At 63.7% G+C, this 16948-nt stretch carries 15 protein-coding genes; 2 read left to right on the forward strand and 13 right to left on the reverse strand.

Annotated features, from left to right (window positions below; translation table 11 throughout):
* Positions 1–248 precede the first annotated feature (248 nt).
* The 3 genes from AAHK20_RS28560 to AAHK20_RS28570 are packed head-to-tail and all read right to left on the reverse strand — an operon-like array spanning position 249 to position 2771.
* On the reverse strand, positions 249–1427 hold the full coding sequence (locus AAHK20_RS28560) for a UxaA family hydrolase (RefSeq protein ID WP_449184856.1): 1179 nt from the start codon (positions 1425–1427) through the stop codon (positions 249–251).
* Positions 1428–1450: 23 nt separating this feature from the next.
* On the reverse strand, positions 1451–1792 hold the full coding sequence (locus tag AAHK20_RS28565) for a UxaA family hydrolase (protein ID WP_449184857.1): 342 nt from the start codon (positions 1790–1792) through the stop codon (positions 1451–1453).
* 13 nt (positions 1793–1805) lie between these two features.
* Entirely contained in the window at positions 1806–2771 is a 966-nt protein-coding gene (locus tag AAHK20_RS28570; RefSeq protein ID WP_449184858.1) for a 2-keto-3-deoxygluconate permease, read from the reverse strand.
* 850 nt (positions 2772–3621) lie between these two features.
* On the opposite strand from AAHK20_RS28570, the gene AAHK20_RS28575 reads away from it, so the two are divergent.
* Positions 3622–4239 carry a glutathione S-transferase family protein gene (locus AAHK20_RS28575; RefSeq protein ID WP_449184859.1) on the forward strand — a complete coding sequence of 206 codons (618 nt, stop codon included), beginning with the start codon at positions 3622–3624 and terminating at the stop codon, positions 4237–4239.
* A 6-nt stretch (positions 4240–4245) separates the two neighbouring features.
* On the opposite strand, the gene AAHK20_RS28580 is transcribed toward AAHK20_RS28575, so the two are convergent.
* The 10 genes from AAHK20_RS28580 to AAHK20_RS28625 all read right to left on the reverse strand — a co-directional run bounded on the left by AAHK20_RS28580 (position 4246) and on the right by AAHK20_RS28625 (position 15451).
* The gene (locus AAHK20_RS28580; protein ID WP_449184860.1) at positions 4246–5217 is read right to left on the reverse strand and encodes an ion channel; all 972 of its coding nucleotides are present in this window, start codon (positions 5215–5217) and stop codon (positions 4246–4248) included.
* 197 nt (positions 5218–5414) lie between these two features.
* Positions 5415–5660, reverse strand: coding sequence for a hypothetical protein (locus AAHK20_RS28585; protein WP_449184861.1), 246 nt, complete (start codon positions 5658–5660; stop codon positions 5415–5417).
* Positions 5661–5737: 77 nt separating this feature from the next.
* Positions 5738–5959, reverse strand: coding sequence for a hypothetical protein (locus tag AAHK20_RS28590; RefSeq protein WP_449184862.1), 222 nt, complete (start codon positions 5957–5959; stop codon positions 5738–5740).
* Between the two features lie 108 nt (positions 5960–6067).
* Positions 6068–6979 (reverse strand): carbohydrate kinase family protein, encoded by a 912-nt coding sequence (locus tag AAHK20_RS28595; RefSeq protein WP_449184863.1) that lies wholly within the window; start codon positions 6977–6979, stop codon positions 6068–6070.
* Positions 6976–8433 (reverse strand): AGE family epimerase/isomerase, encoded by a 1458-nt coding sequence (locus AAHK20_RS28600; RefSeq protein WP_449184864.1) that lies wholly within the window; start codon positions 8431–8433, stop codon positions 6976–6978. The genes AAHK20_RS28595 and AAHK20_RS28600 overlap by 4 nt, the downstream gene beginning before the upstream one ends.
* Positions 8430–9458, reverse strand: a complete 1029-nt coding sequence (locus AAHK20_RS28605) for a LacI family DNA-binding transcriptional regulator (protein WP_449184865.1) — start codon at positions 9456–9458, stop codon at positions 8430–8432. The genes AAHK20_RS28600 and AAHK20_RS28605 overlap by 4 nt, the downstream gene beginning before the upstream one ends.
* Before the next feature lie 153 nt (positions 9459–9611).
* Complete coding sequence (locus tag AAHK20_RS28610) at positions 9612–10304, reverse strand: aspartyl/asparaginyl beta-hydroxylase domain-containing protein (RefSeq protein ID WP_449184866.1); 693 nt, start codon at positions 10302–10304, stop codon at positions 9612–9614.
* Positions 10305–10516: 212 nt separating this feature from the next.
* The gene (locus AAHK20_RS28615) at positions 10517–12382 is read right to left on the reverse strand and encodes an EAL domain-containing protein (RefSeq protein WP_449184867.1); all 1866 of its coding nucleotides are present in this window, start codon (positions 12380–12382) and stop codon (positions 10517–10519) included.
* 131 nt (positions 12383–12513) lie between these two features.
* Positions 12514–13785, reverse strand: a complete 1272-nt coding sequence (locus tag AAHK20_RS28620) for a GGDEF domain-containing protein (protein ID WP_449184868.1) — start codon at positions 13783–13785, stop codon at positions 12514–12516.
* A 640-nt stretch (positions 13786–14425) separates the two neighbouring features.
* Positions 14426–15451, reverse strand: a complete 1026-nt coding sequence (locus AAHK20_RS28625) for a bile acid:sodium symporter family protein (RefSeq protein ID WP_449184869.1) — start codon at positions 15449–15451, stop codon at positions 14426–14428.
* A gap of 564 nt (positions 15452–16015) precedes the next feature.
* On the opposite strand from AAHK20_RS28625, the gene AAHK20_RS28630 reads away from it, so the two are divergent.
* Complete coding sequence (locus AAHK20_RS28630; RefSeq protein WP_449184870.1) at positions 16016–16507, forward strand: peptide-binding protein; 492 nt, start codon at positions 16016–16018, stop codon at positions 16505–16507.
* Positions 16508–16948: the final 441 nt, after the last annotated feature.

Below are 16948 nucleotides of genomic sequence, written 5' to 3' on the forward strand. Positions count from 1 at the left end.
TGGTGAACTTCATTAGCAGACCTTTCCTTGACGAGTGAGTTTTCGCGGCGCCGGCTTATCGAGATCGGCTGCCGCGAAAACGTGTTTTTAAAATTTCGGGCGCGCGATGATATGCGGAATTGATGCGCCCTATTTTTGAGTTGCGCATGCCACGGTCACTCGCACCGGACGTGCACAAAAAAAAGCCCCGATTGCTCGGGGCTGAATCGCTTGCGCGAGGAGAGTTTTCTTTCAGGATGCGTTCGGGTTTAGATCTTCGGGCCGCGCGTGTGGATGTCCATCGTGCGGTTGTAGTTGATGGCTTCCGACTTCGTCAGCTCACCGGACAGCACGCGCATCAGCTTTTGCAGGCATTCTTCCGTGACTTCGTCGAGCGACTTGTTGCCGAGGATGATCTGGCCGGCGTCGACGTCCATGTCGTGCGACAGGGTCTGATACGTGCGCGGGTTGCCGCAGATCTTGATGACCGGCATGATCGGGAAGCCTTGCGGTGCGCCGCGGCCGGTCGAGAAGACCATCGCTTGAGCGCCCGAGGCGGCGATGCCCGTCAGGATTTCCGGTTCGAAGCCCGGGGAGTCCTTGATCCAGAGGCCCTTGCCCGGCACCAGGTCTTGATACTCGATCACGCCTTCGATCGTGCGCGAGCCCGACTTGTTGATCGCGCCGAGCGATTTTTCTTCAATCGTCGACAGACCACCCTTGATGTTGCCCGGGGTCGGCTGGCCGTTGCGCATGTCGACGCCAATCGCCATCGCGCGCTTTTCCATCGCATCGACGATTTCATAGATGCGTTGGCCGACTTCCGGCGTGCGGCCGCGGCGGGCCAGGATGTGTTCGGCGCCCATGAATTCGGTCGTTTCGCCGAAGATCACCGTGCCGAGCGCATCGACGATCTGGTCCGTCATCTGGCCGATCACCATGTTCGACGACAGGCCCGAGGTCGTGTCGGACGAGCCGCACTTGATGCCCATGACGACTTCGTCGAGGGTCGCTTCGCTGCGTTGCTGCGCCGAGATCGCGATGGCCATCTTTTGGACGATGTCGATGCCGGCGTGGATCGTGGCGCTCGTGCCGCCGAGTTCTTGCATGACGATCTTTTCGACCGGACGGCCGGTGGCGGCGATCCGAGTGGCGATTTCATCGGCGTTGGAGCCTTCGCAGCCGAGGCTGATGACCAGTGCGGCGCCGACGTTCGGGTGCGAGCCGAGTTGCGAGAGCGTGTCCGTGACCAGTTCCAGATCCGGCATTAGCTGGCAGCAGCCGCAGTGGTGCAGCAGCGCCTTGGTCATTTGCGTGTTGTAGACGATGGCTTGGGCGATTTCGGTTACGCAGACGGTGGCGGGGATGATCGCGACGATGTTGCGGGAACCGATTTGGCCGTTTTGGCGACGATAGCCGTACCAGGTGTATTGGGATTGGGTGCTCATGATGACTCTCCTTTAATAATTGATTAATAGCGCGATTGGCGGGTGTGGGAGACCTTGGTGAAATCGCCTTGGTCGCCGCGGCCGTATTGGCTTTCAATGTTCTGGATATGCACCCAGGAGCCAGCCGGGATCGTGCAGGTCGCAATGCCCAGGCTTTCGCCGTACTTCAGAATTTCTTCGCCTTGTTCAATTTGGCGCGTCGCGATCTTGTGGCCGAACGGGATGGCCTCGAGGGCCTGCAGGTCGGAGGTGGCGCCAGCCTTGTCCTTCACGGTGATGGCGTCGCCTGCCTCTACGTCTTCCAGTACGGTCGCCACGCTGTCAACGGCCTTGATCTTCAGGGCAATAATCGAATTCGTGTTCATGGTAGAAACCTCTTTAAATCTGTTCGGTTACAGGGATCGCGACTGCCGAGTTCTTCTTTTCCTCGAGCTTGTTGAGCAGCGAAACGAGGAGCGGGCAGAAAATCGCGGTAAAAATCACTGCGGATGAAATCTGGGCGCTGGCGGCCGGGACGAGCGATTGCAGCGACGGGTCGATCTGCGCGACGAGTGCCGGGAACGCCACCGACAGGCCGCCGGTCGTTGCCACCGCGGCGCCTACAGCAGGCTTGGCGGTCTTGAAGAACACGCGGTAGCCGAGGAAGCCGAGCGACGCACCGACGACGAGGGTCACCGCGCCAAGCAGAATCCCTTGGAAGCCGGCGTGGAGCAGCTGGTGCAAATCCATGTTCATGCCGAGAGCCCAGGCGAAGAACGGCACCAGGAAGCCTTGCGCACCGGTCAGCAGCTTCTTGAAGTCTTCGTCGAGGTTGCCGAGCGCGAAGCCCACGAACATCGGCAAGACGACTGCAATCAGCGCGACGTACGGAACCTTCATCATTCCCGATGCGCCCAGTGCGAGCAGCGTGAAGAACGGGCTGTCTCCGAGCAGGACCGGAGCGAGCGCGCCCAGGTCGCTGCTGTCGCCGATTTCGCTGACGATCCCGCCGTACATGCCGCCGTTCGTGGCGGTCAGCGCAGGAATGATGGCGAGCGGGGTGAGACCCAGGATGCCGTGCGCGCCGAACAGATGAGCCACGCCGAAGCCGATGATGAGGCCGGAGCCCACTTTGGCCAGGAACAGAACCAGACCCTTTTTCAGCGGCAAGCCCACCTGCCGGACATTAATGCTGGCGCAGGCGCACAGCAGATACAGAGCCACGAGCGGTGAGGCGCCCTTTACAAACAGGTGCTCGGTAAATCCGCCGATTCTCAACAGTTGCGGGCAGAAGGTATTCAGCACCGCCGCAGCCAGCATCGGAATAACCATCATCCCGCCTGGCACGCGCTGCATGGTTTTCATTATCTTCATGGTCATCTCTCATTAAAGGTAATGGACATACACCGGTGCTGGAATTGGCAGGTTTTGTTTTATTCGGGATGTTTTCCGAAACCCTGCTTGTTGAAACTCCGTTGCTTATATCGGTGTTTCCTAACTGTTTGATCCGGAGCCAAGTTTTGTTTAGATCGGATCGACGGAATGAAGTATGGGCGTCGGTGGGGTATATCGCCAGGCAATAGTTATCAACGAATCGGAATTGTTATGAGATGCTGGCGGACCGTTTCGAGATAACGGTTTGCGGCCGTCGCGGCGCTTGGGGGAAGGCCGCCGGAGGTCCGCTGGGCAAGCGCTAGGAGGCGTCGATTCAGGGAAATTCAGAGTGTCTGAGATCCGCTGAGGGCATTTTCTTGGTGAATTTTGAAAATCGTGTATGCCGCAATGGAATGCGCGTTATTGCCAATCAGAATATGCGCTGGAAGGGCTCGGGTCGGCGAGAATGGAGTCGCTGTCTCTAATAGAATATTGCGGCAGAATCGAGCAAAAACTTAAACGAGCCGTTTGTCGGTGGTGGTATTTTCAGCACCCGAGCCGGAAGCCGCTGTCCAGAAGATCGGATTCAAGATTCGAGGCCAGTGCTCATTTAAAGCGTGCGGCCTTCAGTGGAATATGCGTGAGCCTGAACCCATTTCACACGATCTGCTGATGGCGGCGCTTTTTAAGGCACCGCTAAACGCGTTTCTATGGATTCGCTTTCTGAGTGAATATGACTGGTGGCGATAATCATTGGATCGATAAGCGCGAGAATTTCTAACCGCGCGCGGCGTTCCTTGCGCTACGCTACCGACTTCGAACCCGGATTCGGAGCCCGCTCATGAAGCTGTACTACTGGCCGAAAACCCGCGCGTTCCGCGCGCTGTGGATGCTCGAAGAGATCGGTGCGGCGTACGAACTGGCGTACGTGAACATCCGCGCGGGCGAGCAGGGTTCGAGCGCGTTTCGCGGCGTCAATCCGATGACGAAGCTGCCCGCGCTCGACGACGACGGCATGCGCGTCGCCGAATCGGGCGCGGTGCTCCTTTATCTCGCCGACAAATTCCCCGAAGCCAGGGTCGGAGCACCGTTCGGCGACCCGCTGCGCGGGCGCTTCCTGCAGTGGATGTTCTTCACGCCCGGCTGCGTCGAGCCCGCGATGGCCGAGCGCATCACCGGCGCCGCCGGTAATACGTTCAGCTTTGGCTGGGGCGACCTGGAGCGCGTCACCCACGCGATCGAAAGCGCGCTCGACGAAGGGCCGTGGCTGCTCGGCGAGCGCTTCAGCGCGGCGGACCTGCTGCTGGCCAGCACGCTGCAGATCGGCATCATGGCGAAGCTGTTCGACCCCGCCGGGAAGTTCGGCGACTACGTTGCGAGGGCGCACGCCCGCGAAGGCTATGCGCGGGCATGGGCGATCGAAGAGCGCGAAATCGCGGCGCACCCCAAACCGCACTAGCCAGGATCAGCAAGGCCGCGCGCCGGACTGAACCGCCTCCAGCGTCGGCTCCTTCCCGGGCTCCTCGATCGGCACGACCTTGTCGAAGTTCGTGTAGTCGATGTGCGTGACGCCCTGCTCGTCGTCGTGCAGCAGGTCGGCGAAGCGATGGTGCCAGAGGACGTCGGTGTGCGACCACTCGTAGCGTGCTTGCATCGTCTGCGCAGTGGTTTCGTCGGAGCCCTCGATCATCACCATGAACGACGCGTCGGATTGCGCGAGCGTTTCGGCTGTCTCCCCGAAGAGCGGGCTGGTCTCGTCGATCACGTGCACGAGCAGCCACCCGAGCAGGAAGATCGGATGCTGATCGCGCACCAGGTCGAGATCGCGGATGCGCCATAACGTGTCGCCTTCGGGCGTCGTTTCGCGGCGCACGAGCCGCAGCTTCGCGTGCGCCTCCGCGATCACGTTCTGCCGCGCGTTGGCGGCGCGCACCATCAGCGTCATCCGGCCGTCGTACGGCCGCACCACGGTGTGGCGCGCGAAGATGATCTTGGCGCGTGGTCTCGAGAAACGGGCGAATATGAGGCCGGTGGCAAGCGCGATCCCCGACATCCCCGTGAAGATTTCAAGCGTGGCGATCGTGTGCGCGTAGTAAGTCTGCGGATGCATGTCGCCGTAGCCGACCGTCGCGAGCGTCTCGACGCTGAAGAAGAACGCGCCCGGGAAACCTTTCGGATACTGATTCGCGATCGGGTCGGTGCCGAGCATGTAGAGGCTTGCGAACACCATGTTCAAGATCAGGAACATGGCGGCGAGCGCGCCGAAGAAAGTCGGCCAGTTCAGGTTCAGCGCGCGATGGTAGAGATCGAACCACGCGCGCGCCGGCATGCCGTGCGCGATTACGGTGCCCGAACTGGTGGTGAGCTTGCGACCGCGGGGGACGTGCCGCTCGGGTTCGGGTTTGGCGTCGGAGGTCCAGGGGGATCGGGTTGACATGGGCGGTAAGCGCACGAGTTCTTATCCTTCGCAGCGTAGCACGCCGCTCGCGCTTTTTTGTCCACAGCAGTACTGAGCAAGGCCGCTTTCGGCCCGGCTTGCGCCGTTTCGCTGATTTACCTGCTTACTGGGTTATGGCCGCCGCAAGTTCCGGCACGCGTTGCCGCTCTCGAGCGGCTGGGCGCCTGCCGCGCCGCTCACGGAAACGAGCGCGGTTTCGGCACGCCGGCGCCGTGGTCGATATCGGCGACCGCTTGCTTGTGCGCGGCATCGACCGCCGCCGCTTCGTCCGCGTAGCCACTGTCGCCGCCGACCGTCGTCCACTTTTGCACCGGATGGTCGCGGTGACGGATTTCGTATTCGGCGTCCCAGCGCGCGCCCTGCAGTTCGAGCGGGCGAACGTGGATCGAATACACCCCGTAGAGAAAGAGTTGTTCGGCCATTTTCATCACCTCTGCCCCATGCAAAGCGCACCGTCGATCGATCAGGGCTGTTGTTTTTTTAGAGCCGCGTCGTGTGCCTACAGTTCGATCTCGCCGAGAATGCGGTGCGCGAGCGCCTTGGCTTCGTCGAGTGCTTCCTGTTCGCTGGCGCTCGTCGATTCCACTTCGTAGACCATGTTTTCAGGGTCGTCCGGGTCGTCGCGCTCGAGCGATACGACGCCCTGGAATTGCCCGCCGTCCAGCGGACGCGCCGTTGCGGTCGCCGTGTAGATTCCCTTGGTGTAGGTGACGTCGTCCATAATGCGCGCTCCGCTAGAGAGGGAAATTTCATCCTAGCACGCGCTTTGCGAACTTACCGTGTCGGCCGGCGCACGGTCCGAACACGGTTTTTCGAGCAAAAAACGGCTCTAATCGGTCAGCAGCGAAACCACCTCGTCGAGCGTCGGCGAATGGGCGCCGGAATGGCGGCATGCCGCCGCGCCCGCGGCCAGCGCGAACGCCAGATGCTCGGCGTAGCTGCGCTGCGGCGATTGCATCAGGCTGAACAGGAAACCGCCGATCGACGCGTCGCCCGCGCCCACCGTATCGGCTACCTCGACGCGCGGCGGCTTCGCCTCGATCGTCTCGCCGCCGGCGAAGAGCGTCGCGGTTTCCGAGCCGCGCGTGACGAGCACCATCGCCGCCGGATTCATCGCGCGCAGTTGCGCGAGCGCATCGGCTTCGTCGGTCTTGAAGATGAGGCGCAGGTCTTCGTCGGAGACTTTGATGAGGTCGGCGAGCGCCGCCATCGTTTCCAGCGTCGGGCGGTAGCCCGTTTCCATCAGGTTGCGGTAGTTCGGATCGAAGCTGATCTTCACGCCGTGCGCGCGCAGATCGGCGGCGAGCGTCGCGAGCGTGGCGCCGAGCGGCTGACGCACGAGGCTGATGCAGCCGAAGTGCGCCCACCGCGCCGCCTTCATCCAGCCTTCCGGCAGCAGTTCGGGGTCGAACGCGAGATCGGCGCCGTTTTCGCCCATGAAGAAGTAGGTCGGCGGATGCGTCTCGTGGACGATCGCCAAGAGCGGCGGCCGGTTGACGCGCTGCAGGAAGCGCATGTCGAGGCCGGCGGCGATGCTCGCGTTCCAGAGCTCGTCGGAGAAGTAGTCGGTGCCGAGCGAACCGACGCTCGCCGTCGGAATGCCGAGCCGCGCCACCGCGCGCGCGACGTTCCAGCCCGCGCCGCCCGGACGCGACAGCCAGTGTGAATCGCCGGTGCGTACGAGGTCGGTCAGGATGTCGCCGGCGGAGACGAAGAGCGGAAAATCGGTCGGGGCGGTCATGATGCTTCTCGCGGCTTGCTGTGGCTGTTGGATTTGTGAGCGGGCTTGCGGGCCGATTTCGCCGCGTGCGCGGCGGCGTGTTCGGTCGCGTGCTTTGAAGATTCGGCGGCGCGTTCGACCGCGGCGGCAGCGGTGACGCCGGCGGCCGCATCCGCACCCGCACCCGAGTTCGCCGCGGCGTGCGCGAGCGGCGACAGCGCGTTCAGCACCTCGTAGCACGCTCCCATCGTGTGATAGTCGGTCTTGCCCGCGGGGCTCTTTTCGTCGCTGTACTTGCGGTTGTCGCACGTGAGGATGCGATACCACGCGCCGTGGCGATGGTCGACGAAATGCGCCCAGCTATAGCGCCAGATCTCCTCGTACCAGTCCCAGAAGCGCTCGCTGCCGGTGCGCTGCGCGAGCAGCGCGGCGGCGGCGAACGTTTCGGCCTGCACCCAGAAGTACTTGTCGTGATCGCAGACGGTGCCGTCCGGGCCGAAGCCGTAGCACAGGCCGCCGTGGTCGTCGTCCCAGGCGTGGGTGAGCGCGGCGTCGAACAGTTCGATCGCACGCGGCAGCAGCCAGGGCAGCGCGCGATGGCGCTCGAGGATCAAGAGCAGCTTCGCCCATTCCGTCTGGTGCCCGGGCTGGAAGCCCCACGGGCGGAAGATGTTCGAGCTGTCCTCTTCGTTGTAGTGCCAGTCGACCGACCAGTCCGCGTGGAAATGCTCCCAGACGAGACTGTGCGAAAGCTGCGCCTGGCGCATCGTGATGTTGGTCGCGACGCGTTCCGCGCGGTCCAGATAGACGAGGTGGCCCGTCGCTTCGTAGGCCGCGAGGAGCGCCTCAGTCGTGTGCATGTTCGCGTTCTGGCCGCGATAACCCGACACGTGCCAGTCCGCCGTCGCTTCGTCGGCGTAGAGGCCGGCGGCGCGGTCCCAGAAGCGGTGCTCCATGAGCTCGAACGTCTGCGCCACGAGCGGACGCGCTTCCTCGATGCCCGCCATCACCGCGTGCGAAGCGGCGAGCAGCACGAACGCGAGGCCGTAGCAGTGGCGCGTGCCGTCGAGCGTGCGCTTCCTGCCGTCGCGCCACTCGATTTCCCAGTCGTAGCCTTGATTGTCGGCGTCCCAGTGCGCGTCGCGCAGGAACTTGAGGCCGTGGCGCGCGTAGTCGAGGTGCTGCGTGTCGCCGAAATGGCGGTACGCCATCGCGTAGTTGAAGACGAAGCGGCAGCTGCTGACGAGGTGGCGCGTCGTGCGGTCGTAGACCGAGCCGTCGTCCTTGAAGAAATGGTAGAAGCCGCCGGACGGATCGAACACGGTCGGGGCGTAGAAGCGCAACGTGTCCTCGACGTGCGAGAGCAGGAACGCGCGGTCGCGGAAGTCGTCGACGGGCGGCACCGCTTCGTTCGTGTGCACGGTGGCGAGAACGGCGCGGGCCTGCGATTTTGCGTGATTAGGCAGCTTCGTCATGGTGTCGTGATTCCCAAGAGGGTGCTGGCGGTGTTGAACGTGTCGAGCGGGAGGGCGGTGCTCGCGCGCGGGACCAACTGCACGGGCAGCCGCACTTCGAGTTCGGCCGGCGCTTCTTCGAGCAGCAGCTCGACGCCGCGTGCGCCGAGCGCTTCCTTGTCCACGGAGATCGTAGTGAGCGGCGGCGCGGAATGCGCGGCGGCGGGGATGTCGTCGAAACCGACGATCGCGATGTCGTGCGGCACGGAGAGGCCGCGCGCGAGGCACACCCGCATCGCGGCGAGCGCGGCGGCGTCGTTGTAGGCGAACACGGCATCGGGCGCGGGGCCGGGCGCGTCGAGCAGGCGATGCATCGCGCGCGCGGCGCCGGCGTCGGGATCGAGCCCGGCGTCGATGGTGACTTCGAGCGACGGATCGAACAGGAGACCCGCTTCGAAGAACGCGCGCCGGTAGCCGAGCGCGCGCTGCGCGATGCTGTAGTGCGCGAGCGACCCGCCGATGAAGGCGACGCGCGTGCGCTTCAGTCCGAACAGGTGCTGCATCGCGAGCGCGGCGCCCGCGGCGTTGTCGAGATTCACTGAGCGCAGGTTCGGCGCCCACAGGTCGATCAGGACGAGCGGACGTTGCAGCGCGACGAGCGCCGCGAGCGTTTCCGGTTCGACGAAGCCGGCCACCGCGATCGCATCGGGCGCATGCAGGCGCAATTGATCGACGATGTCGTCGGTCGGACCCGCCGTCAGCAGCGACGGCACGATGCCGCGCTCGCGGCACGCGTGCTCGACGCCGTGCAGCACGTGCGAAAAGAACGGGCTCGCCGCGACGTTGTTGTGCTGGCGATGCAGAAGAAAGGTGAGGCGCCGGATGCGCGGGCGCAGCTGCGCCTGGTCGTAGCCGAGGCGCCGCGCGGCCTCGACGACGCGCAGACGCGTCGCTTCCGATAAGCCCGGCTGGTTTTTCAGCGCCCGCGATACGGTGCCGATCGATACGCTCGCCGCCCGTGCGACGTCGCGAATGGTGGTCGCCATCGTCTCCGATTCTGTCGATTCTGGTTCGGCCGATTGTATAGTAAAACTCGACGAAATCGACCGGAAAACGCGCGGCTAGGCACGCGTAAATACCCGTAGAATCAGGAGAAAGCGAACATTCTAGTGTTTAGTAAAATTTACTAAACACGCTTGTCAGACGGCAATTTTCTCGCCACGCAGACGGATGCCGAGCCGCACCATCGAGATCACCGCATTCGACAGAATCCGCATGTCGAACGGCATCCTGCGGCGGCGGACGTCGAGCAGCAGCACGATGCGGACTTGGTCGCTCGCGTTCAGCACTTCGTGTTCGAAGGTGTCGTCCCACAGCATGAATTCGCCTTCGTGCAGGCCGTAGGCGTGGCCGTCGACGGTGAGCGTGGCGGCGGGGTTGCCGTTCGCGTCGAGCGGCATCGACAGCACGAGATAGCCGCGCAGGATGCCGCGAAATGGCCCGTGATGCGGCGGGATGTGCTTGCCCGGCGCGAGAAACGAGAACGATGCCGAGAGCACATCGGGCGATTGCGCGACGATCGACGCGAGCGTCGGGCAGCGCTGCAGGTTGCGCTCGAACGCCACGCCATACGCTTTCATGATGTACATGCGCCAGTCGCGTGCGTCGTTGGCCGAAATGTCGGCCTGCTCGCGCATGATGTCGTGAAAGCGGGGGATGTTGCGCAGATTCGTCGCGACGTCGAGCGCCTCGGCGCGGATCGCCTGCCAGTTCGCGACGAAACGCGCCGCATCGGGAAAGTGGCGCGCCGCATCGAGCACGGGCGCGTCGTCGATGCGACTGTCGAATACGCGGCGCATCAGCCGCACACTGCTGTCGTACAACCCAAACATCCGAACCCTCGTTGCCGCGATTGATGTCGGCGCCGGGGCGGCGCCGCGTGCAGTTTAGACTGGGACGAACGATGGAGTTCGGCGGCGCGTTTCCCGTGCGCGCGTTTCACCGTAGATGTCGGTTATTGGAGATTACAAAGCGTCAGCACCGCGTAAACCGTGGGAAGGCAACAGCAAGCCTGGGCCGGCTCGGTTCTGTCACGGTCTCCGCTCTAGTTGAGCGTCCGCGCCTCGGTCTCCGGCTGCGGCGGCGTGGCTGCCATATGCATGATCGATTCGCCTTCCTCGACGTCGATCAGGAAAAAGCCCGTCGCCTCGTGCTTCGCGCGGCGCTTCGCAAGCGCCGCCGCCGACGCGATCATCTCGCTGCTGTAGACGTGGCTGTGGTCCGGCTGCGACTGCACGCGCACGCAGCCGATCGCCATCGTCACGAAGCTGAAGAAGGTCGGGTTGCCGCGCCGGTCTTCGCCGTGGATGCCGCCCGCGGCGCGGTCCGTATCCGCGTAGTAGCGTTGCGCCCCCGCGTTGAACGTTGCGATGGCGCTGTGGACGCGCGCCTGCCAGTCCTCGCTTTGAAAGAGGATCAGGAAGTCGTCGCCGCCCACATGCCCGAGAAAGTCGCGGGTCGGGTCGCAGATGTCGGCGAGCACGGCGGCTGCGAACTTGAGCACTTCGTCGCCTTGCCAGTAGCCGTATTGGTCGTTGAACGGCTTGAAGTGATTCAGGTCGACATAGCACGCGAAGAATTCGGCGTCGTGGCTGAGCAGGCGCGCGATGTGCGAGCTGATCGGGATGTTGCCCGGCAGGAACGTGAGCGGGTTCGCGTAGCGCGCCGCTTCGATGCGCACTTCGGTCACGGCCCGCACGAGGTTCTCGCCGGTGCCGAGGCCGAGGTACTTGCCGTTGTCGGTAATCACGAAGCCGTCGGCGAGGTAGCGTTGATCGTCGCTCGCCAGCAGCTTCGCCATTTGCTCGACCGTCATCGACTTCTCGATGATGACCGGCGATGCGTTCGCAAACTGCAGACACGGGCGCTTGCCGAACAGCTCGCGGTGATAGGGCAGCGCGTAGCGGTCCATGAATGCGCGGCGATTGATCAGCGCGACCGGCTCGTCGTTTTCGACGACGGCCACCGCGTGCAGATTAGGCATGCGGTTGAAGAGGTCGAGGACATCGTTGTTGGTCGCCGTGCGCGGCAGCGCGGGCGCGGCCACCAGCATCTTCGCGGCCGCCATGCCGCCGGACGGCGACGCGGACACGCTGCGCGTCTGGCCGGGAAACACGGCGATGTGCTCGGCGCGGATCGCCTGCTTGGCGTCGTCGGTGATGCTTCTTGCGGGCGCGGCGTGCGGGCGGCCGAAGAAGTAGCCCTGGCCGAAGCCGATGCCCATGTCGCGGATCACGATCAGGTCCGCTTCCTTTTCGATGCCTTCGGCGACGAGCCGCGCGCCGCTCGAATTGGCGAAGTGCTGCATCGCGCGGACCGCTTCGAATTTGAGCGCGTCGCTCGCGATGTTGTCGATGAAGAAACGGTCGATCTTCACGATGTCCGGCTGCAGGCGCACCCACAGGTTCATGCTCGCGTTCGCGGTGCCGTAGTCGTCGAGCGCGAACTGCGCGCCGGTTTCGCGCAGCGCCGCGACGATCGGCATGAAGCCGGCGAAATCGGCGATCGCGCACTGCTCGGTCAGCTCCACCACGAGGCGCTCGACCGGCAGGCCGAGGCGCAGGAGCCACGCGAGCGTGGCGTCGCGCGTTTCTCCGAGCTTCAGGATCGCTTCGGCGCTGAAATTCAGGAACAGCTTGCCCTCGCACCCGAGCTTCGCGAACGCCTGGATGCAGGTGCGCGCGGCGGCGTGCTCGAGTTCGGTTGTCATCCCTTCCTGTGCGGCGCGCCAAAACAACGCGCCCGGCGACTCGAGCGGCGAGCCGGACGGACCGCGAATCAGCCCCTCGTAACCGAGAATCGTGCCCCCTTCGAACTCGATGATCGGCTGGAAGACCGCGGAAAGCGCATGCTGCGCGATCAAATCGGCGATCCTCGGGGCGGAGGCTGCCGATGACGAACGAAGTGACATGACTGAACGGCCGACGAGCCGACGTTTGGTTGGACGTTCGGGTTATCGACGCCGGGCCTAAAGAGTTGAATGAATTTTTTGTGACTTCGCGCACCGGCGTAGTGCGCGAAGTGCCGCTGAGGTCTCAGGACTCAGTCTGGCTGCCATTCGCGCGAAAACGGCTCGATGTCCGGTTCTTCGTGCGGTGCTTTCGCGAGGGGGGCTTGGGCCGCCTGCGTCTCATGCGCCGGTTGCGCGGGCGCGGCGTCGTCGCCAGCCGCGCGCCCGGCGATGACCACCCGGTTGCGTCCGCCGCCTTTCGCGTGGAGGAGCGCGCCGTCGGCGCGGCGGATCACGCGGTCGATCTGCTCGCCGCGAATATGTTGCGCGACGCCGATGCTGATCGTCAGCGTGACTTCGAACTGGCGGATCTCCTCGATGCGCTTTCTGAGCCGCTCGGCGACGCGCGCGGCGTCGATCTGGTCTGTGCCAGGCAGAAGCGCCACGAACTCCTCGCCGCCGAAGCGTCCCGCGACGTCGGACGAACGCATGCTGTCCTGAATGTGATGAGCGATGAGGCGCAGCGCGCGGTCGCCGGCGTCGTGGCCGAAGCGGTCGTTGACCGACTTGAAATGATCGGCGTCGATGTAGAGCACCGAGAACGGCTGCCCCGCGCGCTCGGAGCGCTGCAGGATGCGGCGGCCGAGCTCGAACACGCGGCGGCGGCGCGGCAGTTGCGTGAGATCGTCGATGTCGGCGAACGCGCGCAACTGATGCTCGAGCCGGAAGCTTTTCCGTTTCGCGCGGCGCGCGAAGTGGTTCGTGACGAAGCTGGTGGCGAGCGCAAAGAACATCGACAACAGGATGCCGATCTGCGCGTCGGCCGGCAGCCGGTGGACGGCGAGCAGCGCGAGCGGGCCGGTGAGGGCCAGCGCGGCGGCGATCGGGAAATCCCAGCCGCGCTGCAGGACCGGGCTGAACATCAGCGGGATCAGCACGAAGGCCGGCAGGACGATGAGCGCGCCGCGCTGCCAGTGCAGGCCGTGCAGCACGATGCCCGTTTCGAGCGCCCCGATGAAGACGAGCGCGGCGATGCTCGTACGCATGCCGCTGTCCTTGCGCCAGACGAGCGCGAGCGCCGCCGCCATCGGCAGCACGGGGGCAGCGTAGACGAGTGTCATGCGCGCGACGAGCTCGCCGTGCAGCCAGGCGTCGCCGGCGAACATGACGACATACGCCGCGAGCGCCGTCGCCAGCTGCGCGCAGAGAAACGACCACAGCCGGTCGGCTGCGTAGTCTTCGAAAGACAGGTTGTCTTCAGGCGAGTCGACGGTCTTGATTCGGCGTCCCCGCGAACGCCGTTTCGACCGCTTGCCGCCTGCCACCTCGTGACGATCCTCGTGGGACCGGTCTTGGCTGCTCATTCTTATTCTCTCTTCGGCATGCACTTTCGGGTACAGCTGAAACTCGGGCTCTCAGTTCCCGTGGCGCCATTCTAATATCGCCAAATAGCGCAGGCGCTGATTTTAAAGAGATTTGAATTTTATCCGAGGCTTATCGCGGGTGGCTGAGTCTTTTGGAATAGACCGGCGGATTTCGAGGGCCTGTGTGGCCTTTTGGGGAGATAGTGGGCAAGCATGCTGCCGCGTATGGCTCCTGGTTTCCAGATAATCGCGGAATTGCAAACGTTTGCCTTGGCGCCTTATTTAACCTGGACGTCCGAGATAAGCCAAGGGAATTGCGGTTGACGGTTTCGTATGATTAAACGTTCGTGTTGCTGCAGGTTATTTCGGAATATTACAGATGGATTCCGAAAATATTCGCTCGATTAAATCCGCGATTGGCTGGCTGTGGGGCCGGAGCTCGCTAATTCCGATCCTGATCTCGCCAGCGGTGGCCGTGCCTTATGACTTTCGGCCGACGCGACGCGCCCGCGACGCTCGCGTCAAATAACAAAAACGCCGCGCGAGGCGGCGTTCCGTATCCGACAGGCTAGGAGGCAAGATCGTGGTCCGTTCCTTTGTATCGTCGCGCGAAGCGGCTGATGGCGCTGATACCGCGCAATCAGCGGCGCGCCGCGGCGGGCGCCGCCGCGTTGCGCGAGGCGGCGGCAAGGCGTTCGCTGCTCATGTCGCGCGCGCCCCAGCGCTGCGCGAGCGCGGCGCAAACCATGAGCTGAATCTGGTGGAACAGCATCAGCGGCAGCACGACCGCGCCGGCGTGCGCCGCGAAGATGACCTTGGCCATCGGAATGCCGGCGGCGAGGCTCTTCTTCGAGCCGCAGAAGATGATCGTGATCTGGTCCTCGCGGCTGAAGCCCATGCGCTTGCTGGCGAAGGCCGTGAGGCCGAGCGCCACGGCCAGCAACACCGCGTTCACGACCACGAGGCCTCCGAGCGCCAGCGGCGGAATGTGGTGCCACAGCCCCTCGTTCACGGCTTCGCTGAACGCGGAGTAGACAACGAGCAGGATCGAACCCTGGTCGACGAACTTGAGGACGCCGCGGTTGCGGTCGAGCCACTTGCCGATCACCGGCCGCAACAATTGGCCGGCGACGAACGGCACAAGCAGTTGCAGCACGATGTTGCCGACCGTGTGCCAGGCCGAGCCCGATCCGGCCGCCTGATTGACGAACATCACGCTCACGAGCGCGGGGGTCACGAAGATGCCGAGCAGGCTCGACGCCGACGCGCTGCAAACGGCGGCGGGCACGTTGCCCTTGGCCATCGACGTGAACGCGATCGACGACTGGACGGTGGACGGCAGCGCGCAGAGGAACAGGACGCCGGTGTACAGCGCGGGCGTGACAAGCGGCGAAAGCAGCGGCTTGAGCGCGAAGCCGAGCACCGGAAACATCACGAACGTGCTGACGAGCACGACCGCATGGAGGCGCCAGTGCGTCGCGCCCGCCACGATCGCTTCGCGAGACAGTTTCGCGCCGTGCAGGAAGAACAGCAGGCCGATCGCGATGTTCGTGATCCAGTTGAACGCGACCGCCGCTTCGCCTTTGCACGGCAACAGGCTCGCGATGATGACGGTGCCGACGAGCATCAGCGTGAAGTTGTCGGGAAGAAATTTCGGGCGGGCCATCGTTGACTCTCAATGCGGCGATTGCAGTAAAGGGTTGCGTGGTGGGGCGGACTTCGCCCACAAAAGCATTGGCGTTATTGTCGGGCCGTGCTATTGAAAATACAAATTCATTTAAATTGTTGATTGATGACCGATGCACATGAGCCTGGGGTCGCGGCGAGGCGGGTGGTGCCGGGTGGTGCAATAGGGCGGTGTGCATCGCGGCAGGGCACCAGCGCCGTCATACGTCGCTTGCAAGCAACAAGCGTGACCATACCCATCGTGTTCGCCGGCGACGGTAACAATGACCTCTTTCGCACAAAATCCGAGCGTGCAGAAGGCGTCTCGATCTAGGGAAAACACTACAAATTCAACGCAGTAACAAGGCGTTACAACCCTGGCCCGGGTCTAACACTTTTTGCCTCGACACGTTTTCGAGCGGCCCATAAATTACTGCTGGAAAGCTCTTCGGAGCACAGTTGTGTGAGCAATACAAGTCAGTATGACGTTTGTTTTCCGTTGCTGTGCACCCTGTTTGGGCAGGTGTAGCGGGAAGGGTTTGCAGACATATCGATCATGGCGGAAATGGGTTTTCGAATCGTTGGACGTTGGGCAGTGGGCGCGTTTTGCGCGACCGTGCTGTCGTTCGCCCACGCACAGCCGCCGCAATCGGGTCACGGCGGGGGCGGCGGGGGCGGCGGATACCACGCGGGCGGCATGCGCGCCTCCGGCGGCCCCACCACGCATGCACCCCGGGCCGATTCGCGCGGTTACGCAGCGCAGCGTCGCGCGGCAGGCCCCGGTCAGAATCCGCGCGAGGCGGCCGGCGGCGGGTCTTGGATGGGGCCGTCCGGCACCCCGGGCGGTCGCGATCCGGTGTACGGCACGCCAATTCGCCCCGTCAGCGAGGTCACGCGGCCGTTTCAGCGCCAAGACCCCAACCCGCCCTATATGAGATCGGGCTCGATTCGCGCGGACGTCACTCGCTACAACGAGGAGCGCGATCCATCGCGCTACGTGCCGCGTCCGCCCAGCGAAGTCCCGCATCCTCCCGCGCCTTCCCCCTACCGCAACTGACTACGGCGCGCCACGCGCCACGCGCCGTCGACGGCTGCGGGTTGCCGCCCGTCAGCCAGCCCTCCCTCTCCCGCAAGCCGCGATGCGGCATCCAAAGTGACGTAATCACGCCACACTTTTCTGCATCTCCGGCGGTTTCGTACCGTTGATCGACCCCCTCTTTTCAAAATAATATTGCGACCCCGCGGCTTTCGGCGACGATAGCGTTGCGCCTGAATGCCGGCCAGATCAGCCGCTGACGCGGCATTGCGGGCCATTGCCTTCGATGTTCGTCTGCAGCAGCGCTCGATAAGCAAGACAAATCAAAGGGCAATTAATGGGTTCGCTATACCCGCAATAAGCGAACCCATTTTTGTCCAGAAAAATGGTCCGTAAAGATGATCCTCGCCCACAACCGGATCGACAGCCCTGCATGGGACCGGAGTAAGAGCTTTGCATGGG

The sequence above is a fragment of the Trinickia camelliae genome, assembly GCF_053525655.1.